Raw genomic sequence first — 25,920 nt, forward strand, 5'->3', positions numbered from 1 at the left:
CCCCCGCACCCCGATACGATCGGGGTGCGGGGGCGTTTTCGGTACACGGACGTGCGGGGGCAACATGGACACCTATGCCGTGATCGGCGCGGGACCGTCGGGCCTGGCCGCCGTCCGCGCTCTGCGGAAGCGCGGCATCCCCGTCGTTGGCTACGAGGCCTCGCACGGCGTCGGCGGCCTCTGGGACATCTCCAATCCGCGCAGCACGATGTACGAGTCGGCGCACCTCATCTCGTCGCGCACGACGACCGAGTTCCGCGAGTTCCCGATGCGATCGACGATCGACTATCCGGGCCACGCGGCGCTGCTCGAGTACTTCCGGGAGTACGCCGATCACTTCGGTCTGACCGAGCTCTTCCGCTTCGACACGCGCGTCACCCGGCTCGACCCCCGCGACGACGGTGGTTGGGACCTGACGAGCGTCGGCCCGGACGGCGAGCACATGCACCGATACGCCGGCATCGTGCTCGCGAACGGCACGCTCGCCGAGCCGAACGTCCCCGCCTTCCCGGGCGACTTCACCGGCGAGATGCTGCACACGAGCGCCTACTCCTCCCCCGCGCAGCTCGCGGGACGCCGGGTGCTCATCATCGGCGCCGGCAATTCGGGCTGCGACATCGCAGTGGATGCCGTGCACCACGCCGACGCGATCGACATGAGCGTGCGTCGCGGCTACTACTTCGTTCCGCGCTACCTCTTCGGTCGCCCGAGCGACACCCTGAACCAGGGCCGTCCGCTGCCCGCCCGGCTCAAGCAGGCCCTCGACTCCCGCGTGCTGCGCGCCTTCACCGGCGACCCCGTGCGGTTCGGCTTCCCGAAGCCCGACCACCGCATCTACGAGTCGCATCCGATCGTGAACACCATGGTGCTCAATCACCTCGGCCAGGGCGATCTGCGCGTCCGGCCCGACGTCGACCGCTTCGACGGCTCGACCGTGCACTTCCGCGACGGATCGTCCGGCGAGTACGACCTGGTGCTCCTCGCGACCGGCTACCGACTCGATTATCCGTTCGTCGATCCCGCGCACCTGAACTGGCGCGGCGCCTCCCCCCGGCTCTTCCTGCACGTGTTCCCGTCGTCGTTCAACGGGCTGTTCGTGATGGGCATGATCGAGGCATCCGGGATCGGCTGGCAGGGCCGCTACGAGCAGGCGGAGCTCCTCGCCACGTATCTCGACGCGGCGGAGCGGGACCCGGCCCGCGCGGCGCGGTTCCGCGCGAGGGTGACCGATTCCGCCTGGCCCGACCTCACCGGCGGGTATCACTACCTGGGCCTCGACCGCATGGCCTACTACGTCAACAAGGACGCCTACCGCGGCGCTGTCCGGCGGGAGCAGCAGGCTCTCGCGCAACCCGCGTGAGCGGTGCTCTCCCAGGCATCGCGCGTACCCTGGAGAGGTGCAGAAGAAGCGTGGCCGGCGCGTCCTGAAGTGGACGCTGTGGAGCATCCTGATCCTCGTCCTCCTCGGCGCCGGCGGCATCGTCGCCTGGAGCCAGATCGGTGTGATGGGGGCGGAGAAGGCCCCCCTCGCCGCCGTGCGCGAGAACCCCGCGATCACGGTCGACGACGCGGAGCAGGGCATCGTCCTGGCGCCCGCCGACGGGGATTCCGAGATCGGTCTCGTCTTCGTGCCCGGCGCGAAGGTCGACCCCTGGGCGTACGCCGCGATCCTGCAGGGCGTCGCCGAGGAGGGGGTCACGGTCGTGATCACGCGCCCCTGGCTGAACCTCGCCTTCTTCGACCCGCGCCCCCTCGACTCCTTCACCTCCGCCGCGCCCGACGTCGACGTGTGGGCCGTGGGCGGCCACTCGCTGGGCGGCGTGCGCGCCTGCCAGCTCGCGGCGGATGCCGATGCGCTCGTGCTCTTCGGCTCGTACTGCGCCAACGATCTATCCGGCACCGATCTCGCGGTGCTCAGCCTCGCCGGCTCCGAGGACGGCCTCTCGACGCCGGCGAAGATCTCGGATGCGCGCGGAAACCTGCCCGCCGATGCCGACCTCGTCGAGATCGACGGCGCCTCGCACGCCTCGTTCGGGGACTACGGCCCGCAGGCCGGCGACGGCACGCCGTCGATCTCGGACGAAGAGATGCACGCCACGGTCACCGAACTCCTCGGTGCGTTCCTCTCCGAGGACGCGCTGGCGGCCGCGGGCTGAGCGCGGAGTTCAGCCGATCCGCGAGATCAGCGACTCGAGGCCCATGCCGTAGTCGATGCGCACGACCGGCAGCGCCAGCTTGTCGGTGCCGATCTCGACGTAACCCGGCTCGATGGTGCGCGCCATCTCGAAGCCGGCCTGCGTCACGCCCTGCTTCGCCGTGTCGTTGTAGTGCCCGAACGGGTAGGCGATGACCTCGCGCACGCCCAGCACGTCGCCGGAGGTGTTGAGGTCGGCGGCGATCTCGTCGGCGGTCCAGTTCTCCATCCGGCCCCGACCGTTGGCACCGGCCTGGTGCATGTCGTGCGTGTGCGAGCGGCGCAGCACGTACGGCGACGGCGGCGGGTCCTGCCGGTAGGCGGTGATCATGAACGACGTCGAGAGCAGCTTGTACTTGTCGACGACCGGCACGGCGAGGTCGAACCACGTCTGGTCGGCGTCGTCATCGGTGATGATGACGGAGCGCGCGGGTAGCGACAGCCGGCCATCGATGAACGCGCTCAGCTCGTCCCACGTGGGCAGGTAGAACCCGGTCGTCGCGATGTGGTTCATCTGCGCGTCGAAGTCGCCGATGTAGGCGTAGTTGCCGCGCAGCCACCCGGACTCCCCCTCGGGGTTCGGGGTGAACTGGTGGTACATGAGGATCGGCACCTGCACATCGGCCGCCGTGTTCGCCTCGGGCGTCGTCCACGCGCCGAACAGCTCGACCTCGGCATCCGTGCAGACGACCGCGTCCGCCCCGTTGACGCGCGCCGCGACGTTCTGGGCCGCCGCGTCGTCGGCCGTGGCGTACCACCCGGCGAACACGCGACCATCCTGCGCCGGGATCGGCAGGTACTGGTAGAGCGCGCCCTGCGACTGCACCTGCATGTCGAGCGCGATGCCCTCGCCCGTGAACGACACGGCGCACCCGTTCGGATCACCGGAGTCGGCGACGAGCTGCTGCGCCGCGGTCAACGGGCGCTCGATCGGCGTCGCCTCGACGCGCGGGACAGGCTCCGGCTCGCGATTCATCCACGTGAAGGCGGCAGCGGCGCCACCCGCCACGACCGCCACGGCGACGACCGCGCCGATCCAGATCCCCCGGCGTCTGCGCCGTGCCCGCGAACGGCTCCCCCGAGTCGTCATGGTCAGGCGTCGAAGCCTTCGGCGATCATCTCCACGAGCTCTTCGCGCTCCTCGACCGGGAGGAACGTCGCGGCCGCGGCGTTGAACTGGAAGGTCTCGAGATCGTCGAGGTCGTACTCGAACGCCTCGACGAGAAGGGCGAGCTCACGGGTGAGCGAGGTCGCGCTCATGGTGCGGTTGTCGACGTTCACGGTGACGGCGAAGCCGAGCTGGTAGAGCAGATCGAACGGGTGATCGGCGAGCTCCGAGCCCCAGGCGGCGACCGCCCCGGTCTGCAGGTTCGACGACGGCGACAGTTCGAGCGGGATCTCGCGGTCGCGCACCCAGCGCGCCACCTCGCCGAACTGCACCTGCACCTCATCGCCCTCGCGCGTGATGACCTCGAGATCCTCGGCGATGCGCACGCCGTGCCCGAGCCGCAGAGCACGTCCGTCGAGCAGGGCGGAGCGGATCGAGTCGAGTCCGGCCGCCTCGCCGGCGTGCACCGTCACGGGGAAGAAGTTGTCGGCGAGGTAGTCGAAGGCCTCGCGATAGTTCGACGACGGGAAGCCGTCCTCGGGGCCCGCGGTGTCGAAGCCCACGACGCCGCGGCCGCGGAAGTCGACCGCGAGTTCCGCGATCTCGCGGGCGCGATCGTGCTGGCGCATCGCCGACAGCAGCTGGCCGACGCGGATGCTGTGCCCCGCGGCGTCCGCGGCGTCCTCGCCCTCCTCGATCCCCTGCTGCACGGCCTCTACGACCTGCTCGAGGCTGAGGCCGCCCGCCAGGTGCTGCTCGGGCGCCCAGCGCACCTCGCCGTAGATCACGCCGTCCTTCGCCAGGTCCTGCACGAACTCCCGGGCCACCCGGGTCAACGCCTCCGGCGTCTGCATGACCGCGATCGTGAGGTCGAACGTCTTCAGGTACTCGACCAGCGAGCCCGAATCGCTCTGCTTCGCGAACCAGCGCCCGAGCGAGCGTGCATCGCTCTGCGGCAGCTCGATGCCCGCGGCATCCGCCAGCTCGACGATCGTCGCCGGACGCAGCGCGCCGTCGAGATGGTCGTGCAGCGACACCTTCGGCAGACTCCGCAGGGAGATCCCCTGGATCTTGACGTCGCCGTTCGCATCGATCGCCATGGGGATCCTCCAGTCGCAGAAAAGTGTGGCGGTGGTGACCGCCGTGTTCAGGGTAGCGGGCCGGAGGTCAGGCCGTGATGCGTTCGCGCACGATCGGTCCGCGCGCGGGCGCATCCGCTCCGATCTCCCACGCTCCCTCGAGCGCCTCGATCGCGCGCGGGAAGCGCGCCTCGTTGGCCGCCGAGAGCGTGAACAGCGGCTGTCCGGCGACGACGCGGTCGCCCGGCTTCGCGTGCAGGTCGATCCCCGCCTCGAAGATCACGGGGTCCTCGGCGCGCGCACGGCCGGCGCCGAGACGCCAGGCCGCGATGCCGAACGGCAGGGCGTCCATGCGGCTGATGACGCCGTCGGCGGGCGCCGTGACGACGTGGGTCTCGCGGGCGACCGGAAGCGCGGCATCCGGGTCGCCGTCCTGCGCGCGGATCATCGCCTTCCATTGATCCATCGCGCGCCCGTCGTCGAGAGCCGCCTCCACATCGGCATCCGGCTGACCTGCCAGCGCGAGCATCTCGCGGGCGAGCGCGATCGTGAGCTCGCGGACGTCGGCGGGACCTGCGCCGGCCAGGATCTCGACCGACTCGCGCACTTCGTTGGCATTGCCGATCGCGAAGCCGAGGGGCACGTTCATGTCGGTGAGCAGAGCCGTCGTCGCGACGCCCGAATCGGTGCCGAGCGCGACCATCGTGCGAGCGAGCTCGCGCGCACGATCGATGTCCTGCATGAAGGCGCCCGAGCCGAACTTGACGTCGAGCACGAGGGCGTCCGTGCCCTCCGCGATCTTCTTCGACATGATGCTCGACGCGATCAGCGGGATCGCCTCGACCGTGCCGGTCACGTCGCGCAGCGCGTAGAGCTTCTTGTCGGCGGGGGCGAGACCGGAACCCGCCGCGCAGATCACCGCACCGACGTCGCCCTGCATCTGGGCGAACATCTCCTCGTTGCTGAGCGCCGCGCGCCAGCCGGGGATCGACTCGAGCTTGTCGAGCGTGCCGCCCGTGTGGCCCAGGCCGCGGCCGCTGAGCTGCGGCACCGCCACCCCGAACGCCGCGACCAGCGGAGCGAGCGGCAGCGTGATCTTGTCGCCCACGCCGCCCGTGGAGTGCTTGTCGACCGTCTTCTTGCCGAGGGCGGCGAAGCTCATCCGCTCCCCCGACGCGATCATCGCGTCGGTGAGCACACGGATCTCGTCGCGCTCCATGCCGCGCTGGAAGATCGCCATCGCGAACGAGGCCATCTGCGCGTCCGAGACGTAGCCACGCGTGTACGCGTCGACCATCCATCGCAGGGCGGGTTCCGGAACGGCGCCGCCATCGCGCTTCGCGCGGATGACGTCGACCGCGTCGTAGGGCTCCACCGTGCTCATCGTGCGTCCTCCAGGTCGCGGGGGCCGAACGCGTCCGGCAGTACTTCGTCGATCGTGCGGATGCCGGAGACGGTCTCGAGCAGCATTCCGGGCATCGCGTGCTCGAACAGCAGTTGACGGCAGCGGCCGCACGGCATGATCGTCTGCCCGTCGTTGTTCACGCACACGAAGGCGACGAGCTGGCCGCCGCCGGACATGTGCAGATCGCCGACGAGAGCGCACTCGGCGCACAGGGTGACGCCGTACGACGCGTTCTCGACGTTGCAGCCGGCGACGATGCGCCCGTCTCCCACCAGTGCCGCAGCCCCCACGCGGTAGCGCGAGTAGGGGGCGTAGGCCTTCTCCATGGCGGACGTGGCGACCTGGCGCAGCTCGTCCCAGTCGATGTCTGTCATGTCTCTCCTAGGACTTGATGTACGGTTCGCCGTCAGCCGCGGGGGCCCGCGACTTCCCGACGAGGCCGGCGACCGCGAAGATCGTCACGACGTACGGCAGCATGAGCATGAACTGGCTCGGCACCGGGGATCCGATGACGCTGAGCACGCCCTGCAGGTTGGTGGCGAAGCCGAACAGCAGCGCCGCGAGGGTGGCCTTGATCGGGTCCCACTTACCGAAGATCACCGCGGCGAGGGCGATGAAGCCCGCCCCCGCCGTCATCTCCTGGTTGAAGCGCGGCACCGAGACGAGCGTGTAGAACGCGCCGCCCATGCCGGCGACGGCACCGGCGAGCAGGATCGCCCGGTAGCGGGTCGCCAGAACCTTGATGCCGACCGTGTCGGCCGCCTGCGGGTGCTCGCCGACCGCGCGCAGGCGCAGACCCCACCGGGTGCGGTACAGACCGAACCAGACGAGCGCGACCACGAAGAACATCAGGTAGACGATGAACGACTGGCGGAACAGGATCGGGCCGATGACCGGGATCTCGCTCAGCACGGGGATCGACACGGTGTCGAACGTGGCCGGGCTGTTGAGGGTCTCGGTGTTCGGGGCGAGCACCACGCGGAAGAGGAAGGTCGTCAGACCGATCACCAGCACGTTGAGCACGACACCGACGATGACCTGGTCGACGTAGTACGTGATCGTGAAGACGCCGAGCACGAGCGAGACGAGCATGCCCGCACCCATCGCGGCGACCAGACCCGCCCACGGCGAACCGGTGATCGACGAGGCGATCGCTGCCGAGAAGGCGCCCGCCAGCAGCTGCGCCTCGATCGCGATGTTCACGACACCGGCGCGCTCACCGATCACGCCGCCCAGGGCGCCGAAGATCAGGGGCGTGGCCAGGGCCAGCGCTCCCCCGAGCAGGCTGATCATGCGCAGCGTCTCACCGGCGGCGGCCCAGGCGAGGAAGCCCAGCAGGAGGGCTGCGACGTAGACGATCACCAACCAGAGCGGGATGCTGCGACGCGCGGATGCCCGCACGAACGCGAAGACGGTGACCGCGGCGAGCACCACGACGGCGACCCAGGCGGTCGCGTTCGCGGGCAGGATCACGTCCGGGATCGCGAAGAACGCGTCGGCCGAGGCCAGCCGGAAGGTCGTCTCCCCGTCGCGCGGGGCGAGCAACGGCAGGAGGGCGAACAGGACCGTGACGATCCCGAAGATGATCGGCGCCTTCCACGAGGCGACGGCGACGGCGCGCGGCTCCTCGATCGCGACGGCGGCATTCGTGACGGCGCTCATGCCGACACCTCCTGCTTCTGCGACTTCTTGGCCGCTCGGGTCTTCTTGCGTGAGGGACGCCCGGGCTGCGGGAGACCGAACATCGCGCGCACCAGCGGGGGCGCGGCGATGAAGAGCACGATCAGCGACTGCACGACGAGCACGATCTCGATCGGGATGCCCTGCGAGGACTGCATCGTGAAACCACCGGTCTTGAACGCCCCGAAGAGGAGTCCGGCGCCGAGGATGCCGATCGGCGAGGAGCGCCCGAGCAGAGCGACCGTGATGGCGTCGAAGCCGATGCCCGCGTCGATCGAACCGCCGAAACCGCTGGTCTCGGTGCCGAGGATCTGGCTGATGCCGGCGATACCCACCAGCGCACCGGCGATCAGCATGACGACGAAGTACATCTTGCCGACGTCGATACCCGCGACTCGGGCCGCCGCGGGGTTCTCCCCCACCGCGCGGAAGCGGAAACCGAGCGACGAACGCTCGAGCAGCCACCACGTGAAGGCGACGGCGGCCAGAGCCACCAGGAAGCCCCAGTGCAGTTTGTAGGTGTCACCGAGCAGCAGCGGGAGCACGGCCGAGTCGGGCATCGGAGCCGTCTTCGGGTTGCTCGATCCCGCCGCCTGCAGGATGCCCTGCGTCGCCAGCATCCAGGCCAGCAGGTAGAAGGCGATGTGGTTGAGCATGATCGTCGTGATCACCTCGTGCGCGCCCGTGCGCGCCTTGAGGATCCCGGCGATACCGGCCCACAGGGCTGCGGCGACCATACCGGCGATGACGGCGGCGATCAGGTGCAGCGGGAACGGCATGTCGATCTGCGTCGCGACGTATCCGCCGGCCGCGGCCGCCATGAGCATCTGCCCCTGACCACCGATGTTGAACAGCCCGGCGCGGAACGCGAGGCCGACACCGAGTCCGGCCGCGATCAGCGGCGTCGCGAACTTGAGCGTCTCGGTCAGCGGACGGATGCCGGTGGCGAAGTCGTCGGCGTTGAAGTTGTAGATCGCGCCGCGGAACAGCGCGGCGTACGCACCGCTGACGGCCTGCCAGACGGCGGCGATCATGTCACCGGGACGGGCGAAGAAGTACCCCGCCGTCTCCTGCACCTCTTCGTTCGTCGCCGCGATCATGATCGAGCCGACGACGACCGCGATCAGGACGGCGAGCACCGAGATGATCGCGTTGCCCGAGACGATCTGCTGGAACGCGACGCGCCACCGCGAGGGGGCCACGACGGTCTCCGGCTCGGCGAGCGGTCCCTTGGTCTCTACGACGCTCATGCGCTCTCTCCGTTCATGCCCGCCATCATCAGACCGAGCTGATCGCGGGGGGTGTTGCCGGGCACGATGCCGACGACGCGGCCGCGGTACATCACGAGGATCCGGTCGGCGAGGGCGGCGACCTCGTCGAGCTCGGTCGAGATCACGATCACCGGAACACCCGCATCGCGCGTGTCGATGATGCGCTTGTGGATGAACTCGATCGATCCGACATCGACTCCACGGGTCGGCTGCGCGGCGACGAACAGCGCGAGGTCGCGGCTGAGCTCGCGGGCGAGGACGACCTTCTGCTGGTTACCGCCCGACAGACGGCCGGCGGCCTGCGCCGGTCCCTGCGTACGGATGTCGAACTCGGCGATCTTGGCGCGGGCGAATTCGTCGAGAGCGCCACGGCGCACCGTTCCGGCGGAGACGAACTCCCCGCCGAACGACCGGTCGAGCATGAGGTTCTCCGAGATCGAGAACTCCTTGACGAGACCGTCGACGCTGCGGTCCTCGGGCACGAAGCCCACACCCGCGTCGAGGATCTGCCGCACGGTGCGTCCGACGAGTTCTTCGCCGTCGAGGCGGATGCTTCCGCGCACGTGGTCCTGCAGGCCGAGGATCGCCTCGGTGAGCTCGGTCTGACCGTTGCCCTGCACACCGGCGATCGCGAGGACCTCTCCCCCGTGCACCTCGAAGCTCGCGTCGTCGACGAGGACGATGCCGGAGCGGTCGGTGACGGTGAGGCCCTGCACGCTGAGACCGTTCTCGCGCAGCGTCGGTGCGTCCTTGTGGACGGTGAGCTCGACCGCGCGGCCGACCATGAGCGAGGCGAGTTCCTCGTTCGAGGCCGTGGGCGATGCCTCGCCGACGACCTTGCCGAGACGGATCACGGTGATGCGATCGGCGACCTCACGGACCTCGCGGAGCTTGTGGGTGATGAAGACGATCGACGTGCCCTGCGACTTGAGCTGGCGCATCGTCGCCATCAGCTCGTCGGTCTCCTGCGGGGTGAGCACGGCGGTCGGCTCGTCGAACACGAGCACCTTCGCCTCGCGCGACAGCGCCTTGATGATCTCGACGCGCTGCTGCACGCCGACCGGGAGGTCTTCGACGAGGGCGTCGGGGTCGACGGCGAATCCGAAGCGGTCCGAGATCTCGCGCACCTTCGCGCGAGCGGCCGCGAGGTCGAGACGACCTCCGAATCGGGTCTGCTCATGGCCGAGCATGACGTTCTCGGCGACGGTGAAGACGGGGATCAGCATGAAGTGCTGGTGCACCATGCCGATGCCGGCTGCCATGGCGTCGCCGGGTCCGTCGAAGTGCTGGACGACGTCGTCCAGCAGGATGTCTCCCTCGTCGGCCTGGTAGAGGCCGTAGAGAACGTTCATCAGCGTCGACTTGCCGGCGCCGTTCTCTCCGAGAAGACAGTGGATCTCACCCTCTTCGACGGTGAGATCGATGTGGTCGTTGGCTGTCAGCGCCCCGAATCTCTTCGTGATGCCGCGCAGTTCAAGCTTCATGTATTCGATCCTATTCAGCAGACCGGAGCGTCGGGAATGCCTCCCGACAGGACGGAACGGGGAGGCCGACGAGCGTCGGCCTCCCCGTTCTCAGTGAATCACTCGCTCAGGTAGGAGTTGACGGTGACGGTGCCGTCGATGATGTCCTGCTGCAGCTGGGTGACCTCGTCCTGCAGGCCGGCGTCGACCTTGTCGGCGAAGTTGTGGAGGTCGGCGATGCCGACGCCCTCGTTCTCCAGCGTGCCGATGTAGGTCTCCGGGTCGAACTCGCCCTTGCCGCTGGCGAGGACGGCCTCGTAGGTCGAGAGGTCCATGGCCTTGAGGACCGAGGTGAGCACGACGTCCTCCGTGCTCGGGTCGGTCTCGAACAGGTCGGCGTCGGCGCCGATCAGCGCGACATCCTTACCGGACTCCTTGATGGCCTGCTGCGCCGACTGGTAGATCGGGCCGCCGACGGGGAAGATGACGTCGACGTCCTGGTCGAGAACGTTGACGGCGACCTGCTTGGCGTCCTGGTTGGCCTCGAAGCCACCCGTGAACGAGCCGGTCTTGCCGTCCCAACCGACGACCTGGACGTCGGTGCCCTTGACCTCGTTGTAGTGGTCGACGCCCTGCTTGAAGCCGTCCATGAAGATGGTGACGGTCGGGAACTCCATGCCACCGAAGGTGCCGACCTTGCCGGTCTTCGAGTAGCCGGCCGACAGGTAGCCCGCGAGGAAGGCGGCCTGGGCGGTGTCGTAGAGGAGCGGCTTGATGTTGTCCGCGTCCTTGGTTCCGTCGAAGTCGTTGTCGGCGGCGTCGTCGACGAGGATGAAGTCGACGTCCTCGTTGGCGGTGGCGGCCTCGACCGTGGCGGCCGAGAGGGCGAAGCCCACGGCGACGATCGCGTTGCAGCCCTCGTCGACGAGGTTCGTGATGTTGGGACCGTACTCGGTCTCGGCGTTGGACTGGACGTCCTTCAGCTTGACGCCGAGCTCATCGGCGGCCTTCGTGGCGCCCTCGAACGAGAGCTGGTTGAACGACTTGTCGTCGAAGCCGCCCATGTCGGAGACGATGCAGGGCAGGAAGTCGGGGGTGTCGCCGCCCGCGTCGCCGCCCGATTCGGCCGGTGCCTGGCCACAGCCGGCGAGAGCGAAGATGACGCTCGCGGCGACGGTCGCGCCGAGAAGCTTCTTGGTGGTGGAGATGGTCAACTCAGTGCCTCCCTGAACGGAACCGCGTCCCTCGCGGATCGATCAAAGTTACCTACTGTTTCACCCTTTTCGTATACCGGCGGCCCTCGCTCCGGTGAATCTTTACAAACTCGAAACCTGGAGCGCCGATGAGCACGATGCGCTGCTCATCAGAGCACATCGCCCCGTCCCGTGAGTTTGAGCGACTCCACGACGCCCTTCACCCGCTGCGCGTGCTCGACCGTCGTGACCAGCAGCGCATCGGGCGTATCGACCACCACGATGTCCTGAACGCCCACCAGGCTGATCACCCGTGAGGTCTGACTCACGAGGATTCCGGTCGCGGCATCCGAGAGCACTCGGGCGTGCGGCCCGAGGACCGCGAGATCGTTCTTGCGTCCGTTCGTGATGAGCTTCGTGAGCGAGGCGAAGTCCCCCACGTCGTCCCAGTCGAAGTGGCCCGGGACCACGGCGAGGCGCCCGCGTCGCGCGGCCGGCTCGGCCACGGCGTAGTCGATGGCGATCTTCTTCAGACGCGGCCAGATCCGATCGACCGCGGGACCGCGGGCCTCGCGGTCGTCCCAGGCCTCGGCCAACTCCTGCAGTCCCGCGTGCAGCTCGGGCTCGTTCGCTGCGAGCTCGTCGAGCAGCACGCTCGCCTTCGCGATGAACATCCCCGCGTTCCACAGATAACCGCGGTCGGCGAGATATCCCTTCGCCGTCTCGAGGTCCGGCTTCTCGACGAAGGTGTCGACGAGCGCCGCTTCGCGCGCGCCGTCGACCACGAGCTCGGCGCCCATCTTGATGTAGCCGAAGCCGACGGCCGGCTCCGTGGGCGAGATGCCGATGGTGCAGATGTAGCCCTCGCGAGCGACCTCCACGGCATCCCGCACCGCGAACTCGAACACGCGCGTACCGCGGATGACGTGATCGGCGCTGAACGACCCGATGATCACGTCGGGGTCGCGGCGGTGGAGGATGGCGGCGGCGAGGCCGATCGCGGCAGCGGACTCGCGCGGCTCGGATTCGAGGAAGACGTTGAGATCGGCGATGCCGGGCAGCTGCTCCTCGACCGCGGCGCGGTGGGCGCGACCGGTGACGACGGCGATGCGATCGGGGCCCGCGAGGGGGACGAGCCGATCCCAGGTGTCGCGCAGCAGCGAGTGACCCGATCCGGTGAGGTCGTGCAGGAACTTCGGCGCATCCGCCCGAGACAGCGGCCACAACCGGCTGCCGATTCCGCCCGCGGGGATCACGGCGTAGAAGTCTTCGATCGGTTGCGTCATGCCGCCAGGGTATCCCGGGGCGATCGCAGACTCCCGGTGCTGCTCAAGAACGCCTCAAGACCGGCCGGAGTTAGGTTCCCCTTCGTCGCCCCCCGCTGGAAGACGGGAATAGGATGGACACCGATCGGGCGTGCCTGGCGGCATGCGACCGACGCACATCGATCCAGGGAGGACGACCGTGTCCACGAGCGCTCGCTTGACACCGTCGATTTCGGAAACCACGTCCAAGACCCCCCGCGGCACCCTCTACCGGGGTCGCGAAGGCATGTGGTCGTGGGTGCTTCACCGCATCACCGGAGTCGCCATCTTCTTCTTCCTGTTGGTGCACGTGCTCGACACGGCGCTGATCAGGGTCTCACCCGAGGCGTACAACGCCGTCATCGGCACCTACAAGAACCCGATCATGGCGATCGGCGAGGTCGTCCTGGTCGCGGGCATCGTGTTCCACGCGATGAACGGACTGCGCATCATCGCCGTCGACTTCTGGTCGAAGGGCGCGAAGTACCAGCGACAGCTCTTCTGGGGCGTGCTGCTGGTGTGGGGCATCATCATGGCCGGTTTCGTGCCGCGACACCTCATGCTCGCGTTCGCCGGATTCACGGGGGGTGGACACTGATGTCCTCGCAGACCATCGCACCGCCGGCCCGTCGCCGCCGCGGATTCAACCTCGAGAAGTGGGGCTGGATCTTCATGCGCGCCTCGGGCATCGTGCTCGTCGTGCTGATCTTCGGCCACCTCTTCATCAACCTCATGGTCGGCGAGGGCATCCACGCCCTGGACTTCGCGTTCATCGCCGGCAAGTTCGCGACCCCGTTCTGGCAGTGGTGGGACGTGCTGATGCTGTGGCTCGCGCTGATCCACGGCGCGAACGGCATGCGCACGATCGTGAACGACTACGTCACGAACAACACCGCCCGCAAGGCGCTCATCTGGGCACTCGGCCTCGCCGCCGGACTGCTGATCCTGCTCGGCACGCTCGTCGTGTTCACGTTCGACCCCTGCTTGGGCGTGACCGAGTCGAGCACGCTGTGGGATTCGTGCCAGTCGCTGGGCAACTAAAGAAGAAGGCATACGAGAAGTGACTACCGAGACGCAGGATTCCGTCGTCCGTGACGGCGTGCACTACCACCAGTTCGACATCGTCATCGTGGGCGCCGGCGGCGCCGGCATGCGCGCGGCGATCGAGGCGGGCCCCGGTGCGAAGACCGCGGTGATCTCGAAGCTGTACCCGACCCGCTCGCACACGGGCGCGGCGCAGGGCGGCATGGCCGCGGCGCTCGCCAACGTCGAGGAGGACTCCTGGGAGTGGCACACCTTCGACACGGTCAAGGGCGGCGACTACCTCGTCGACCAGGACGCGGCGGAGATCCTCGCGAAGGAGGCCATCGACGCGGTCATCGACCTCGAGAACATGGGCCTCCCCTTCAACCGCACGCCCGAGGGCAAGATCGACCAGCGGCGCTTCGGCGGTCACACGGCCGAGCACGGCAAGACGCCGGTGCGCCGCGCCTGCTACGCGGCCGACCGTACCGGCCACATGATCCTGCAGACGCTGTTCCAGAACTGCGTCAAGCTCGGCATCAACTTCTTCAACGAGTTCTACGTGCTCGACCTGCTGACGGTGAAGGATGCCGCCGGCAAGACGCAGGTCTCCGGCGTCGTCGCCTACGACCTCTCCACCGGTGAGCTCCACGTCTTCCAGGCGAAGGCCGTGATCTTCGCCACCGGCGGATTCGGCAAGATCTTCAAGACCACCTCCAACGCGCACACCCTCACGGGTGACGGCGTCGGGATCGTCTGGCGCAAGGGCCTCCCGCTCGAGGACCTCGAGTTCTTCCAGTTCCACCCGACCGGTCTCGCCGGCCTCGGCATCCTGCTCACCGAGGGTGCCCGCGGTGAGGGAGCGATCCTGCGCAACGCCTCGGGCGAGCGTTTCATGGAGCGCTACGCGCCGACCATCAAGGACCTCGCTCCCCGCGACATCGTCGCGCGCTGCATGGTGCAGGAGGTCGCGGAGGGCCGCGGCGCCGGTCCCCATAAGGACTACGTGCTGCTGGACTGCACGCACCTGGGTGCCGAGGTCCTCGAGACCAAGCTCCCCGACATCACCGAGTTCGCCCGCACGTACCTGGGTGTCGACCCGGTCGTCGAGCCGGTGCCCGTGATGCCGACCGCGCACTACGCGATGGGCGGCATCCCCACGAACAACAACGGCGAGGTGCTCGCCGACAACGACACGATCGTCCCGGGTCTCTACGCGGCCGGCGAGTGCGCGTGCGTCTCGGTGCACGGCGCCAACCGTCTCGGCACCAACTCGCTGCTCGACATCAACGTGTTCGGCAAGCGCTCCGGCCGCAACGCGGTCGAGTACGTCAAGACGGCCGAGTTCGTGCCGCTCCCGGAGAACCCGGCCGGATTCGTCTCCGACATGCTCGAGGGTCTGCGCAACAACCAGGGCACCGAGCGCATCGCCGTGCTGCGCAAGACGCTGCAGGACGAGATGGACAAGGGTGCACAGGTCTTCCGTACGCACGAGTCGCTCCAGCACGTGCTGGGCGTCATCGCCGAGCTGCGCGAGCGCTACAAGAACGTGCACGTCGACGACAAGGGCCACCGCTTCAACACCGACCTCCTCGAGGCCGTCGAATTGGGCTTCCTGCTCGACATCGCCGAGGTCGTCGTCTACGCCGCGCAGAACCGCGAGGAGAGCCGCGGCGGCCACATGCGCGACGACTTCCCCAAGCGCGACGACGAGAACTACATGCAGCACACGATGGCGTACCTCACCGGAGACGCGCACTCGTCCGACCCGGGCGACCACATCAAGCTCGACTGGAAGCCCGTCGTCTTCACCAAGAACGAGCAGGGCGAGTTGAACTACCCGCCGATGGAGAGGAAGTACTGAGCATGTCGAACGCCATCGCCGAGGCCCCCGCAGACACGACCGAAGAGACCGGGATCCAGTCCTTCATCGTCACCTTCAACATCCGCCGCTTCGACCCCGAGGTCGACTCAGAGCCGCACTGGGTCGACTACGACGTGGAGCTCTACTCCACCGACCGCGTGCTCGACGCGCTCCACAAGATCAAGTGGGAGGTCGACGGCTCGCTGACCTTCCGTCGCTCCTGCGCGCACGGCATCTGCGGATCGGATGCCATGCGCATCAACGGTCGCAACCGCCTCGCCTGCAAGACGCTGATCAAGGACCTCGACATCTCGAAGCCGATCTACGTCGAGGCCATCAAGGGACTTCCCCTCGAGAAGGACCTCGTGGTCGACATGGAGCCGTTCTTCGCCTCCTACCGCGAGGTGCAGCCGTTCCTCGTCGCGAGTTCCGTTCCCGAGAAGGGCAAGGAGCGCACCCAGTCGATCGCCGACCGCGAGATCTTCGACGACACCACCAAGTGCATCCTGTGCGCGGCGTGCACCTCGTCGTGCCCCGTCTTCTGGACCGACGGTCAGTACTTCGGCCCGGCGGCGATCGTCAACGCGCACCGCTTCATCTTCGACTCGCGCGACGACAACGCCGCCGTGCGTCTCGACATCCTCAACGACAAGGAGGGCGTCTGGCGCTGCCGCACGACCTTCAACTGCTCCGAGGCCTGCCCCCGTGGCATCGAGGTCACGAAGGCGATCGCCGAGGTCAAGCAGGCCGTTCTGCGCGGACGCCCCTGACCTGCATCCGGCATTCGTTCGAGAACGGGCGGCTCCCTCGGGAGCCGCCCGTTCCCGCGTTTCGGCCCGTTGTCACCGATCGATAATGTGGAGGGCATGTCCGCTCCCCGTCCCCTCCGCGCGCGGCTCGAGGCACCCATCGAGCGTGTGACGGAGCTGAAGGACCGCACCCTCGCCGCCTTCCCGGTGCGGGTCTGGCGCAACTTCGCGTTCAGCAACGGCTTCCTGCTGTCGGCGGGGATGAGCTACTACGTGCTCTTCGCCCTCTTCGCGCTGCTGTACGTCGGCTTCGCGGGCGCGGGTCTCTGGCTCGGAGCGAGCAGCCTCGCGATCGAAGCCCTCGTGCGCCTGGTCAACACGTACATCCCGGGGCTGATCGCCCCGGAGGGCGGCCTGTTCTCGGTCGAGGACGTCACCCAGATCGCTCAGGACTCCACGGGCATTCTGGGTGTCACCGGAGCGATCGCCGTCGGCGTGGCGCTGTGGACGGCGGTGAGCGCGGTGACCTTCACCCGGCGCGCGGTGCGCGACCTCTTCGGGCTGCCGTTCGATGCGCGCCCGTACTGGTTGCTCAAGGTGCGCGACTTCTTCGCGGCGATCGTCTTCGGCGGGGCCATGCTCGTCGGCGCGGTGCTCATCTCCCTGAGCGTCTGGGCGCTGGAGCAGATCTTCCTGCTCTTCGATTGGAGCACCGGCACCTGGTTCTTCTCGTTCGGCGCGCAGACCGTCTCGGTCGTCGTGGCCTTCGCGCTCGATGCGACCGCGCTGGCGATGCTGGTGCGCTTCCTGACGGGTACGCATCTGCACTGGCGATTCATCTGGCCCGGTGCGATGCTCGGCGGAGGCGCGATGGTCGTGCTGCAGCTCGGTGCCGGATTGCTGCTCTCGCACGTGCCCAGCAATCCACTGCTCGCCTCCTTCACCGTGATCATCGGTCTGCTGCTGTGGTGCCGCTGGCTGGCGATCGTGGTGCTGATGGCGGCCTCCTGGATCGCGGTGGCGGCCGAGGACAAGGATCAGCCGCTCGAGCGCGAGGACGAGGAGACGGCGCGTCGGGCCGAGAAGCAGGCTCTCCTGCTTGCCGCCCGCGTGCAGGTGCGCCGAGCGCAGGAGGCCGTCGACACGGCGCCCTGGTACCGGCGCCCGGCCGCACGACGCGCGCTGAAGGCCGCGCAGCAGAGGCTGACGGATGCGCGGGCGGACGCCGAGGCGGACGCCGTGACGACAGGCAATGTCCGACCCCGCCCGTAGGCTGGTTCACATGCCTCATCTGCGTATCGCCTCGGTCAATGTCAACGGGATCCGGGCGGCCGCCCGCAACGGCATGAGCGGATGGCTCGACGCCGCCGACGTCGACGTCCTGACGCTCCAGGAGGTCCGCGGTCAGGACGAGCATCTCGCAGCCGCCCTGCCCGGCTGGTCGTTCGTGCACGACGAGGCGACCGCCAAGGGTCGCGCGGGCGTCGCGATCGCCAGTCGCGTTCCGGCGCTCGCTTCCCGCACGGCGTTCGGCGCCGAGGACTTCGACTCGAAGGGCCGGTGGATCGAGGCCGACTTCCTGCTCGGCGACCGCCCCCTCACCGTGGTCAGCGCCTACGTGCACTCCGGCGAGGCAGACACCCCGAAGCAGGACGAGAAGTGGAAGTTCCTCGATGCCTTCGGCCCGCGCCTGAGCGAACTCGGCGCCGACGATGCGCTTGCCCTGGTGACCGGCGACCTCAACGTCGGACACCGTGAACTCGACATCAAGAACTGGCGCGGCAACCGCAAGAAGGCCGGGTTCCTCCCCCGTGAACGCGCCTACTTCGATCGCTTCCTCGGCGCAGCGGGCACCGAGGTGACGGGTGTCGACGGCACGGTCGGCACCGGGCTCGGCTGGGTCGATGTCGGCCGCCGCTTCCACGGAGAGGTTGAGGGGCCCTACACCTGGTGGTCGATGCGCGGACAGGCGTTCGACAACGACTCCGGGTGGCGCATCGACTACCACCTCGCGACGCCTGCACTCGCCGAGCGCGCCACCGGCTACCACGTCTCCCGCGCCGCCGCGTACGACCAGCGCTGGAGCGACCACGCTCCGGTCGTCGTCGACTACACCTACTGACCCGGCACCGGCGGCTTCCCCCGCCCCATAGGATTGAACGCGTGACCAAGCCTCGCCTCTACTCAGGAATGCAGCCCTCCGCCGACTCCCTCCAGATCGGCAACTACATCGGGGCGCTCCTCCAGTGGCGTGATCTGCAGAGTTCGTACGACGCATACTTCTCGGTCGTCGACCTGCATGCCCTCACCGTCGCTCAGGACCCCGCAGTGCTGCGCGAGAAGACGCGCCGCACCGCCGCGCAGTACATCGCCGCCGGCATCGAGCCCTCGCAGTCGACCCTGTATGTGCAGTCGCACGTGCGGGCGCACGCCGAACTCGCCTGGATCCTCAGCACCATCACCGGCTTCGGCGAGGCCGGGCGCATGACGCAGTTCAAGGACAAGTCGGCGCGGTACGGACAGGACGCCACGAGCGTCGGGCTGTTCACGTATCCGGTGCTGATGGCCGCCGACATCCTGCTGTACCAGACCGATGTGGTGCCCGTGGGCGACGACCAGAAGCAGCATGTCGAGCTCACCCGCGACCTCGCGGAGCGCTTCAACTCGCGCTTCGGCGAGACGTTCACGGTGCCGATGCCGGTGATCCAGAAGGACACCGCGCGCATCTACGACCTGCAGAACCCGACGTCGAAGATGTCGAAGTCGGCCGAGAGCGACGCCGGCGTGCTGTGGATGCTCGACGATCCGGCCAAGTCCGCGAAGAAGATCATGCGCGCGGTGACCGACAACGAGGGCTCCGTGCGCTTCGACCGTGAGAGCAAGCCCGGCGTCTCGAACCTGCTCACGATCTACGCGGCCCTCTCCGGCCGCCAGGTCGCGTCGATCGAAGACGAATACGCCGGACGCGGCTACGGCGACTTCAAGAAGGGTCTCGCGGAGGTCGTCGTGTCGGAGTTCGAACCGGTGCGCGCCCGCGCGCTCGAGCTCCTCGACGATCCGGCCGAGCTCGACCGCATCCTGGCGGACAACGCCGGACGCGCGGATGCCGTGGCCGACGCGACCCTCGCGCAGGTCTACGACCGCGTCGGCCTGCTCCGCCGGGTCTGACCCTTCACCCTAGGATGACCTCGTGACCGATCCCCAGCTTCCTCCGCCGTCCGGTTCCGTGCCCTCAGGCTTCGTTCCCCCGGCTCCGCCGGCCGCACCGCCCGTCGCACCCGCACCGCCCGCTGCCGCTCCGGCTCTCGCACCTGCGGCCTACGGGGCGTCCGTTCCGCCCGTTCCGCCGGCGCCCGGCTACGCTGCGCCTCCCGGGGCCTATCAGGTGCCGGTCGGCGGATACGCGGCTCCCACCGGGGCGTACACCGTCCCCGACCCGGCACCCCGGCCGTCGAAGTTGACCGGTACGCTGTCGCTGGTCTTCGCTCTCGTCGCCGCCGTCGTCACGCCGATCGTGGCGGCGTTCGCCTCGTACGAGATCGGCCGACGGGTGCCCGAGGCGATCGTGCGCCTCAACAGCGACGACCTCTCGTCGCTCGCCGTCCTCTCCCCCGCCCGCGACCAGGTGCTGTGGGCGGAGATCTCGTTCTGGGCCGGCACGATCCTCGGCATCGCCGCGATCGTGCTGGGCATCATGGCCATCGCACGCAAGCGCGGTCGCGGCCAGGGAATCGGCGCGCTCATCGTCGCGGTCGTCGGCCCCGCGATCTTCTTCCTCATCGCCGGGGTCGCGCTCGGCGCCGGAGCGGCAGCCGGAGGGATCGGCCTCTACAGCTGAGGCGCCCTCCGCAGCCCGACTCCGCACCCTGCGCAGCCCGACTCCGCACCCTGCGCAGTACGACGCCGCGCCCTGCGCCTCAGCGCGGTGCGTGGTGCTTCTGCTGAGCGGCGAGGAGTCCCTCGCCGATGAGGAGCTCGACGGCGTCCGCGGCATCCGAGACGAGGATCGGCAGGTTCGGCTTCTCGTCCTTGCCGAACGGCGAGAGCACCCAGTCCGCCGGATCCTGGCGTCCGACGGGGCGCCCGATCCCGACCCGTACACGCGGGAACTCGGGAGTGGTGATCGCGCGCGCGATGTCGCGCACGCCGTTGTGACCGCCATGCCCTCCCCCGGTCTTCAGCTTGACGGTGTCGAAGGGGATGTCGAGCTCGTCGTGCACGACGATGATCTGCTCCGCCGGCACCGAGTAGAAGCGCGCGAGCGCCGCCACGGGCGTGCCCGACACGTTCATGAAGGTGTTCGGCTTGGCGAGCACGAGCTTGTCGCCGCCGGGTCGGAGCCAGGTCTCGACGACGCGCGCTCCGCCCTTGTGCTCGCGGAAGATCTCGTTGCGGCGCGCGGCGAGCTCGTCGACCACCATCTGCCCGATGTTGTGACGGGTCGCTTCGTAGCGCGGACCCGGATTGCCGAGCCCCACCACCAGCCAGGGGGAAGTCATGTCCTCATCCTCTCGCACGGGCGCAGCGGCCGCCCGGTCGGGGTACGACAGAGGGGACGCGATCGGATCGCGCCCCCTCTGTCGGTGATTCAGCCGGAGATCACTCCGCGGCGGGCTCCTCGGCGGCAGCCTCTTCGCCCTCGGCGGGCGCCTCGTCCTCTTCGACCTCGAGGGCCGGGATGGAGATGGCGACGACGAGCACCTCGGCGTCGGTCAGCAGCGTCGAGCCCTTCGGGAGCTTCACGTCGGCAGCCGTGATGTGCGTGCCGTCCTCGAGGCCCTCGACCGAGACCTCGACGTTCTGCGGGATGTGCGTGGCCTCGGCCTCGATCGACAGCGTGGTCGCGTCGAGGTTGGCGATCGTGCCGGGAGCCGATTCGCCGGTGACGACGATCGGCACGTCGATGGCGACCTTCTCGCCCTTCTTCACGACCAGGAGGTCGATGTGCTCGATGATCTGGTGCACGGGGTCCTTCTGGACGTCCTTGACCAGGGCGAGCTGCGGCGTGCCCTCGATGTCGAGCTCGAGCAGCGCGTTGGCACGACGGATGATGAGCGAGACCTGGTGGCCGGGCAGTGCGACGTGCACGGGCTCGGTGCCGTGGCCGTAGATGACGGCCGGGATCTTGCCGGCGGCGCGCAGACGGCGGGCGAAGCCCTTGCCGAAGCTGTTGCGCAGCTCGGCCTGGACCTTGGTGTCTTCAGACATGAGGTTCTCCTTCGGGGCACGCAGCGATTGCGCCGCGCGGTGGTCTGTGTGTTGTCGTGTTCTCGACATGGACACGTGAGGAAAGCCACCGGGGACTCGCATCGCCGCGTCGATAACGGACGCTCGCGCACGCGCGCGATCATCCCTCGCCGAGGTACTCGATCAATGGTACCGGATCACCCGATAGGCTGGGGACACCGTTCGCCTTCTCGCAGATCACGGAGACCCCTCATGCTCGACGGAGCCTTCTTCTCGCACGTCATCCTCTGGGTCATCGGCGCGATGACCGTCGGCGCCACGATCGCCAGCTTCGCCGCACTGTTCTCGCTCGGCCGCTCCGGCTACCGCAAGGACTGACGCCTCAGGCGGCCGGGTCCCCGATCGCCGCCCGGATCAACGAGACGCTGCGTTCGACGTCCGCCGGTTCGACGCGGATGCCGTTCTCGTCGCTCTCGAGCGACTCGAGGGTGGCCAGTTGCGAGTCCAGCAGCGCCGCCGGCATGAAGTGATCGGTCCGAGCACGCATCCGCTCCTCCAGCGCCGCCCTGTCGACGGTCAGCTCCGCGAAGAACGCATCGGACGACTCCGCCCTGATCGCATCGCGGTAGATGCGACGCAGCGCCGAGCACGCGATGACGATCTGATCGTCGGCCTGGAGCGCCCGTCCCACGACGCCGAGCCACGGCATCCGATCGTCGTCGTCGAGCGGGATGCCGGCGGCCATCTTGTCGACGTTCGTGATCGGGTGCAGGTCGTCGGCGTCGATGAACCGGGCCCCGATGCTCTCGGCGAGCGCGAGGCCCACCGTCGACTTGCCGCAGCCACTCGGCCCCATCACGATGATTCGCACGGTCATCGAACTCCTCCTCCGTCGAACGCGCTCAAGAGAGTTCCGCTCAGTAGAACTCGACGGTGTCGACGACCGCACGCAGCGGTCGACCGTCGAGCAGCCGGGAGGCGTTGTCGGCGAAGCGGCGCGCGATGCGCTCCTCCTCGTTCGCGTTGATCGCCGCCGTGTGCGGGCTCACGAGGACCCGGGGATGACTCCACAGCGGTGACTGATCGGCGAGCGGCTCCTGCTCGAACACGTCGAGGCCGGCGAACGCCACGCGCCCGTCGTCGAGAGCCGTCAGGAGCGCGGCCTCGTCGACGACCGTGCCGCGACCGACGTTGGTGAGGATCAGTCCCGGCTTCACGGCGGCGAGCACGTCGGCGCCGATCAGGTGGTGGGTCTGCTCGGTGCCCGGCAGGGTCACGACGATCGCGTCGACCTGGGCCACGGCATCCGTGAGCTCGGAGAGCGGGATCAGACGGTCGACGCCATCCACCGGCTCGCCCGAACGGGTGGTGCCCCACACGGTCGCGCCGAGCGCGTGGAAGCGGCGCGCGCACTCCGTTCCGATGCCGCCGAGGCCGACGACCAGCACGGTCATCTCGTCGAGCTGACGCATCTGCCAGCGATCCGGCCAGGTGCGGCTGCGCTGGTCGGCGAGGAGCCGGGGAAGTCCCTTCGCCCCGGCGAGCACCGCGAAGACCGAGAACTCGGCGAGCGTGCCGCCGTGCACGCCCGCGCTCGTGGTGAAGACGACGCGATCGAGTTCGGCGCGGTCGAGACCCGCGGCCTTGACCGAAGCCCCTCCGCCCGCCGCCGTCGTCATCACCCAGCGCAGGGCGGGGTTCGCACGCACGGTGCGGGCGAGCGCCGCCGCGTCCACATCGGGGATGCCGAAGAGAACATCGGCGGAGTCGACCATCGCGTCGAACGCCGTCTGCTGCTCAGCGGTGCGGACGTGGTCGGGATCCCCCGACCAGTCGGCGGGCCAGCGCGCGGGATGCACGAGCGAGTGGTCGCGCACGACCTTCAGCCGGGGCTCGAGTTCTTCGATCAGTCGGCACTGCTCCTCGGGCAACGGCACCGTTACCACCGCTCGCAGTCTGGGTCCGCTGTTGACCACGCTGATTCCTCCTCGAAGACGCCGTCTGCATCCAGCGTAGAGGCCCCCGGAGCGGCGCCCTGCCGGTCGCTGACGCAAACCGAGACACACGCGCACGGGTCCCCGGTGACAGCGATACGCTGAGAACAACCCTTCTTCACGATCGAGGAGCCTTCTGTGCCCGAAGCATCAGCCAACATCGGAGTCGTCGGACTCGCCGTCATGGGGTCGAACCTCGCCCGCAACCTCGCCAGCCGCGAGGGCAACACGGTGGCGATCTTCAACCGCAGCTACGAGAAGACCCAGAGCCTTCTCGATGCGCACCCCGAGGCCGGTTTCATCCCGGCGCAGTCCTACCGGGAGTTCGCCGACTCGCTGCAGAAGCCGCGCACGGCGATCATCATGGTCAAGGCCGGCGGCCCGACGGATGCCGTGATCGACTCGCTCGTCGAGGTGTTCGAGCCCGGCGACATCATCGTCGACGGCGGCAACGCGTACTTCCCCGACACGATCCGCCGCGAGAAGGCCGTGCGCGAGACCGGTATCAACTTCGTCGGCGCCGGCATCTCCGGTGGCGAGGAGGGCGCCCTCACGGGCCCCTCGATCATGCCCGGCGGCTCGGACGAGTCGTGGGTCACCCTCGGCCCGATCCTGAAGTCCATCGCGGCGATCGCCGAGGGCGAGCCCTGCGTGACGCACGTCGGCCACGACGGTGCCGGTCACTTCGTGAAGATGGTGCACAACGGCATCGAGTACGCCGACATGCAGCTCATCGCCGAGGCCTACGACCTCATCCGTCGCGGCACGGGCAAGAGCCCCTCCGAGATCGCCGACATCTTCGCCGAGTGGAACAAGGGCGAGCTCGAGTCGTACCTGATCGAGATCACCGCCGAGGTGCTCCGCCAGGTCGACGCCGAGACCGGTAAGCCGCTCGTCGACGTCATCCTCGACCAGGCAGGCGCCAAGGGCACCGGGGCATGGACCGTGCAGACGGCCCTCTCGCTCGGCGTTCCCGTCTCGGGCATCGCCGAGGCGACCTTCGCCCGTTCGCTCTCGTCGCACCCCGAGCAGCGCGCGGTCGCCGGCGCCCTCCCGGGCCCCGACGAGGAGTTCACCGTCTCGGCCGAGAACACCGAGCAGTTCATCGAGGACGTGCGCCTCGCGCTGTACGCGTCGAAGATCGTCGCCTACTCGCAGGGCTTCGACGAGATCCGTGCCGGCGCCGCCGAGTACGACTGGAACATCGACCTCGGGGCGATCTCGAAGATCTGGCGCGGCGGCTGCATCATCCGCGCACAGTTCCTGAACCGCATCGCCGACGCCTACGCCGAGACCCCCGAGCTGCCGGTGCTCATGACCGCACCGTACTTCGCCGAGGCGCTCACGCGCGGCCAGTCCGCCTGGCGCCGCGTCGTCGTGACCGCCGCGCAGGCCGGCATCCCGGCTCCGGCGTTCTCGTCGTCGCTGTCGTACTACGACGGCATCCGCGCCGACCGCCTGCCCGCCGCCCTGGTGCAGGGTCAGCGCGACTTCTTCGGCGCCCACACCTACAAGCGCATCGACAAGGAAGGCACCTTCCACACGCAGTGGTCGGGCGACCGCACCGAGATCGAGGCCGAGGACACCCACTGACCTCGCGCTGACGCGCACGAAGGGCCCCGGCATCACGCCGGGGCCCTTCGTTCGTTCGCCTACTTCGTGCGTCCGCCTACTTCGTGATGTCCTGCACGGTCCCCTTCGAGAGCCGCAACCGGCGGGTGGCGCGGCGGGCGACGGCCGAGTCGTGCGTCACGACGATCATCGTGATGCCCTCGGCGCAGAGCCCTTCGAGAAGCGCGAGGATCTCATCGCGCATGCTCTCGTCGAGGTTTCCCGTCGGCTCATCGGCCAGCAGCACGCGCGGGCGCTTGACGATCGCCCGCGCGATCGCGACCCGCTGCTGCTGACCGCCCGAGAGCTCGGTGGGCAGGTGATCACCGCGGTCGGCGAGGCCCACGTGCGCGAGCGCCTCGGTCACGCGACGGCGCCGCTCGGCCCGGTCGAGAGAGGTCGGTTCGAGCGCCATGTCGACGTTCTCGGCGGCCGTGAGCGTGGGGATCAGGTTGAACCCCTGGAACACGAACCCGATCTCCTCGGCCCGGATGCGGCTGAGCTCCTTCGGCGAGGCCGAGGCGAGCTCGGTGCCTCCGAGGGTCAGGGAGCCGGACGACGGGCGGTCGAGCGCGCCGAGCAGCTGGAGCAGCGTGGACTTCCCTCCGCCGGTCGGCCCCTGGATCGTGACGAACTCGCCGGTGCCGATCTCGAGATCGACGCCGGTCAGCGCCTTCACCGTCCGCCCCTTCTGGGCGTAGGTGCGCGTGACGCCGGTGGCGCGGTACAGCGGCGCCGCGGCATCCGTCTCCGAAGCGGTGGCGGTGGTGTCGGTGATGGTCATCTTCTTCTCCT

At 68.7% G+C, this 25,920-nt stretch carries 26 protein-coding genes; 12 read left to right on the forward strand and 14 right to left on the reverse strand.

Annotated elements, in window-relative coordinates:
• Window positions 1-64: 64 nt before the first annotated feature.
• Together KZC52_RS14370 and KZC52_RS14375 are read left to right on the forward strand one after the other, a co-directional pair.
• Window positions 65-1,360: a flavin-containing monooxygenase gene (locus KZC52_RS14370; protein ID WP_247624826.1), complete on the forward strand. Its 1,296-nt coding sequence runs from the start codon at window positions 65-67 to the stop codon at window positions 1,358-1,360.
• 37 nt (window positions 1,361-1,397) lie between these two features.
• Complete coding sequence (locus tag KZC52_RS14375; RefSeq protein ID WP_247624827.1) at window positions 1,398-2,156, forward strand: alpha/beta hydrolase; 759 nt, start codon at window positions 1,398-1,400, stop codon at window positions 2,154-2,156.
• 9 nt (window positions 2,157-2,165) lie between these two features.
• Here the strand turns inward: KZC52_RS14375 and KZC52_RS14380 are convergent, their stop codons facing one another.
• From KZC52_RS14380 to KZC52_RS14420, 9 genes are all read right to left on the reverse strand, one after another.
• On the reverse strand, window positions 2,166-3,284 hold the full coding sequence (locus KZC52_RS14380; RefSeq protein ID WP_247624828.1) for a polysaccharide deacetylase family protein: 1,119 nt from the start codon (window positions 3,282-3,284) through the stop codon (window positions 2,166-2,168).
• Between the two features lie 2 nt (window positions 3,285-3,286).
• Window positions 3,287-4,402 (reverse strand): adenosine deaminase, encoded by a 1,116-nt coding sequence (locus tag KZC52_RS14385; RefSeq protein WP_247624829.1) that lies wholly within the window; start codon window positions 4,400-4,402, stop codon window positions 3,287-3,289.
• Between the two features lie 67 nt (window positions 4,403-4,469).
• Window positions 4,470-5,765 (reverse strand): thymidine phosphorylase, encoded by a 1,296-nt coding sequence (locus KZC52_RS14390; protein WP_247624830.1) that lies wholly within the window; start codon window positions 5,763-5,765, stop codon window positions 4,470-4,472.
• Complete coding sequence (locus KZC52_RS14395) at window positions 5,762-6,160, reverse strand: cytidine deaminase (protein ID WP_247624831.1); 399 nt, start codon at window positions 6,158-6,160, stop codon at window positions 5,762-5,764. Before KZC52_RS14395 ends, KZC52_RS14390 begins: the two co-directional genes overlap by 4 nt.
• Before the next feature lie 7 nt (window positions 6,161-6,167).
• Window positions 6,168-7,448, reverse strand: a complete 1,281-nt coding sequence (locus KZC52_RS14400) for an ABC transporter permease (RefSeq protein WP_247624832.1) — start codon at window positions 7,446-7,448, stop codon at window positions 6,168-6,170.
• On the reverse strand, window positions 7,445-8,716 hold the full coding sequence (locus tag KZC52_RS14405) for an ABC transporter permease (protein WP_247624833.1): 1,272 nt from the start codon (window positions 8,714-8,716) through the stop codon (window positions 7,445-7,447). Before KZC52_RS14405 ends, KZC52_RS14400 begins: the two co-directional genes overlap by 4 nt.
• Window positions 8,713-10,221: an ABC transporter ATP-binding protein gene (locus KZC52_RS14410; RefSeq protein WP_247624834.1), complete on the reverse strand. Its 1,509-nt coding sequence runs from the start codon at window positions 10,219-10,221 to the stop codon at window positions 8,713-8,715. The genes KZC52_RS14405 and KZC52_RS14410 overlap by 4 nt, the downstream gene beginning before the upstream one ends.
• 98 nt (window positions 10,222-10,319) lie before the next feature.
• Complete coding sequence (locus KZC52_RS14415; RefSeq protein WP_247624835.1) at window positions 10,320-11,414, reverse strand: BMP family lipoprotein; 1,095 nt, start codon at window positions 11,412-11,414, stop codon at window positions 10,320-10,322.
• A gap of 149 nt (window positions 11,415-11,563) precedes the next feature.
• Entirely contained in the window at window positions 11,564-12,679 is a 1,116-nt protein-coding gene (locus KZC52_RS14420; RefSeq protein WP_247624836.1) for a mannose-1-phosphate guanylyltransferase, read from the reverse strand.
• A gap of 178 nt (window positions 12,680-12,857) precedes the next feature.
• On the opposite strand from KZC52_RS14420, the gene sdhC reads away from it, so the two are divergent.
• The 8 genes from sdhC (at window position 12,858) to KZC52_RS14460 (ending at window position 20,171) form a co-directional block, all read left to right on the forward strand.
• Complete coding sequence (gene sdhC / locus KZC52_RS14425) at window positions 12,858-13,295, forward strand: succinate dehydrogenase, cytochrome b556 subunit (RefSeq protein WP_247624837.1); 438 nt, start codon at window positions 12,858-12,860, stop codon at window positions 13,293-13,295.
• Complete coding sequence (locus tag KZC52_RS14430) at window positions 13,295-13,738, forward strand: succinate dehydrogenase hydrophobic membrane anchor subunit (protein ID WP_247624838.1); 444 nt, start codon at window positions 13,295-13,297, stop codon at window positions 13,736-13,738. Before sdhC ends, KZC52_RS14430 begins: the two co-directional genes overlap by 1 nt.
• A gap of 19 nt (window positions 13,739-13,757) precedes the next feature.
• On the forward strand, window positions 13,758-15,584 hold the full coding sequence (gene sdhA / locus KZC52_RS14435; RefSeq protein WP_247624839.1) for a succinate dehydrogenase flavoprotein subunit: 1,827 nt from the start codon (window positions 13,758-13,760) through the stop codon (window positions 15,582-15,584).
• Window positions 15,585-15,586: 2 nt separating this feature from the next.
• Window positions 15,587-16,354 carry a succinate dehydrogenase iron-sulfur subunit gene (locus KZC52_RS14440; RefSeq protein WP_247624840.1) on the forward strand — a complete coding sequence of 256 codons (768 nt, stop codon included), beginning with the start codon at window positions 15,587-15,589 and terminating at the stop codon, window positions 16,352-16,354.
• A 96-nt stretch (window positions 16,355-16,450) separates the two neighbouring features.
• Window positions 16,451-17,605, forward strand: a complete 1,155-nt coding sequence (locus KZC52_RS14445; RefSeq protein ID WP_247624841.1) for a YihY/virulence factor BrkB family protein — start codon at window positions 16,451-16,453, stop codon at window positions 17,603-17,605.
• A gap of 10 nt (window positions 17,606-17,615) precedes the next feature.
• Window positions 17,616-18,455: an exodeoxyribonuclease III gene (locus KZC52_RS14450; protein ID WP_247624842.1), complete on the forward strand. Its 840-nt coding sequence runs from the start codon at window positions 17,616-17,618 to the stop codon at window positions 18,453-18,455.
• Window positions 18,456-18,496: 41 nt separating this feature from the next.
• Complete coding sequence (trpS, locus tag KZC52_RS14455; protein WP_282185361.1) at window positions 18,497-19,501, forward strand: tryptophan--tRNA ligase; 1,005 nt, start codon at window positions 18,497-18,499, stop codon at window positions 19,499-19,501.
• A 22-nt stretch (window positions 19,502-19,523) separates the two neighbouring features.
• Window positions 19,524-20,171, forward strand: coding sequence for a hypothetical protein (locus tag KZC52_RS14460; protein WP_247624843.1), 648 nt, complete (start codon window positions 19,524-19,526; stop codon window positions 20,169-20,171).
• Window positions 20,172-20,250: 79 nt separating this feature from the next.
• Here KZC52_RS14460 and pth read toward each other — a convergent pair whose 3' ends face one another.
• Together pth and KZC52_RS14470 are read right to left on the reverse strand one after the other, a co-directional pair.
• The gene (gene pth / locus KZC52_RS14465) at window positions 20,251-20,832 is read right to left on the reverse strand and encodes an aminoacyl-tRNA hydrolase (protein WP_247624844.1); all 582 of its coding nucleotides are present in this window, start codon (window positions 20,830-20,832) and stop codon (window positions 20,251-20,253) included.
• Between the two features lie 100 nt (window positions 20,833-20,932).
• Window positions 20,933-21,541 (reverse strand): 50S ribosomal protein L25/general stress protein Ctc, encoded by a 609-nt coding sequence (locus KZC52_RS14470; protein ID WP_247624845.1) that lies wholly within the window; start codon window positions 21,539-21,541, stop codon window positions 20,933-20,935.
• Window positions 21,542-21,772: 231 nt separating this feature from the next.
• On the opposite strand from KZC52_RS14470, the gene KZC52_RS17445 reads away from it, so the two are divergent.
• Entirely contained in the window at window positions 21,773-21,898 is a 126-nt protein-coding gene (locus KZC52_RS17445; RefSeq protein WP_281731609.1) for a hypothetical protein, read from the forward strand.
• Window positions 21,899-21,902: 4 nt separating this feature from the next.
• Here the strand turns inward: KZC52_RS17445 and KZC52_RS14475 are convergent, their stop codons facing one another.
• Window positions 21,903-22,397, reverse strand: coding sequence for a gluconokinase (locus tag KZC52_RS14475; protein ID WP_247624846.1), 495 nt, complete (start codon window positions 22,395-22,397; stop codon window positions 21,903-21,905).
• A 40-nt stretch (window positions 22,398-22,437) separates the two neighbouring features.
• Window positions 22,438-23,475 (reverse strand): D-2-hydroxyacid dehydrogenase, encoded by a 1,038-nt coding sequence (locus tag KZC52_RS14480; RefSeq protein WP_281731624.1) that lies wholly within the window; start codon window positions 23,473-23,475, stop codon window positions 22,438-22,440.
• Window positions 23,476-23,652: 177 nt separating this feature from the next.
• On the opposite strand from KZC52_RS14480, the gene gnd reads away from it, so the two are divergent.
• Window positions 23,653-25,107: an NADP-dependent phosphogluconate dehydrogenase gene (gnd, locus tag KZC52_RS14485; RefSeq protein ID WP_308194263.1), complete on the forward strand. Its 1,455-nt coding sequence runs from the start codon at window positions 23,653-23,655 to the stop codon at window positions 25,105-25,107.
• Window positions 25,108-25,183: 76 nt separating this feature from the next.
• Here gnd and KZC52_RS14490 read toward each other — a convergent pair whose 3' ends face one another.
• Window positions 25,184-25,909, reverse strand: coding sequence for an ABC transporter ATP-binding protein (locus tag KZC52_RS14490; protein ID WP_247624848.1), 726 nt, complete (start codon window positions 25,907-25,909; stop codon window positions 25,184-25,186).
• Window positions 25,910-25,920: the final 11 nt, after the last annotated feature.

It is taken from the genome of Microbacterium galbinum (genome assembly GCF_023091225.1).
Classification (GTDB): domain Bacteria; phylum Actinomycetota; class Actinomycetes; order Actinomycetales; family Microbacteriaceae; genus Microbacterium; species Microbacterium galbinum.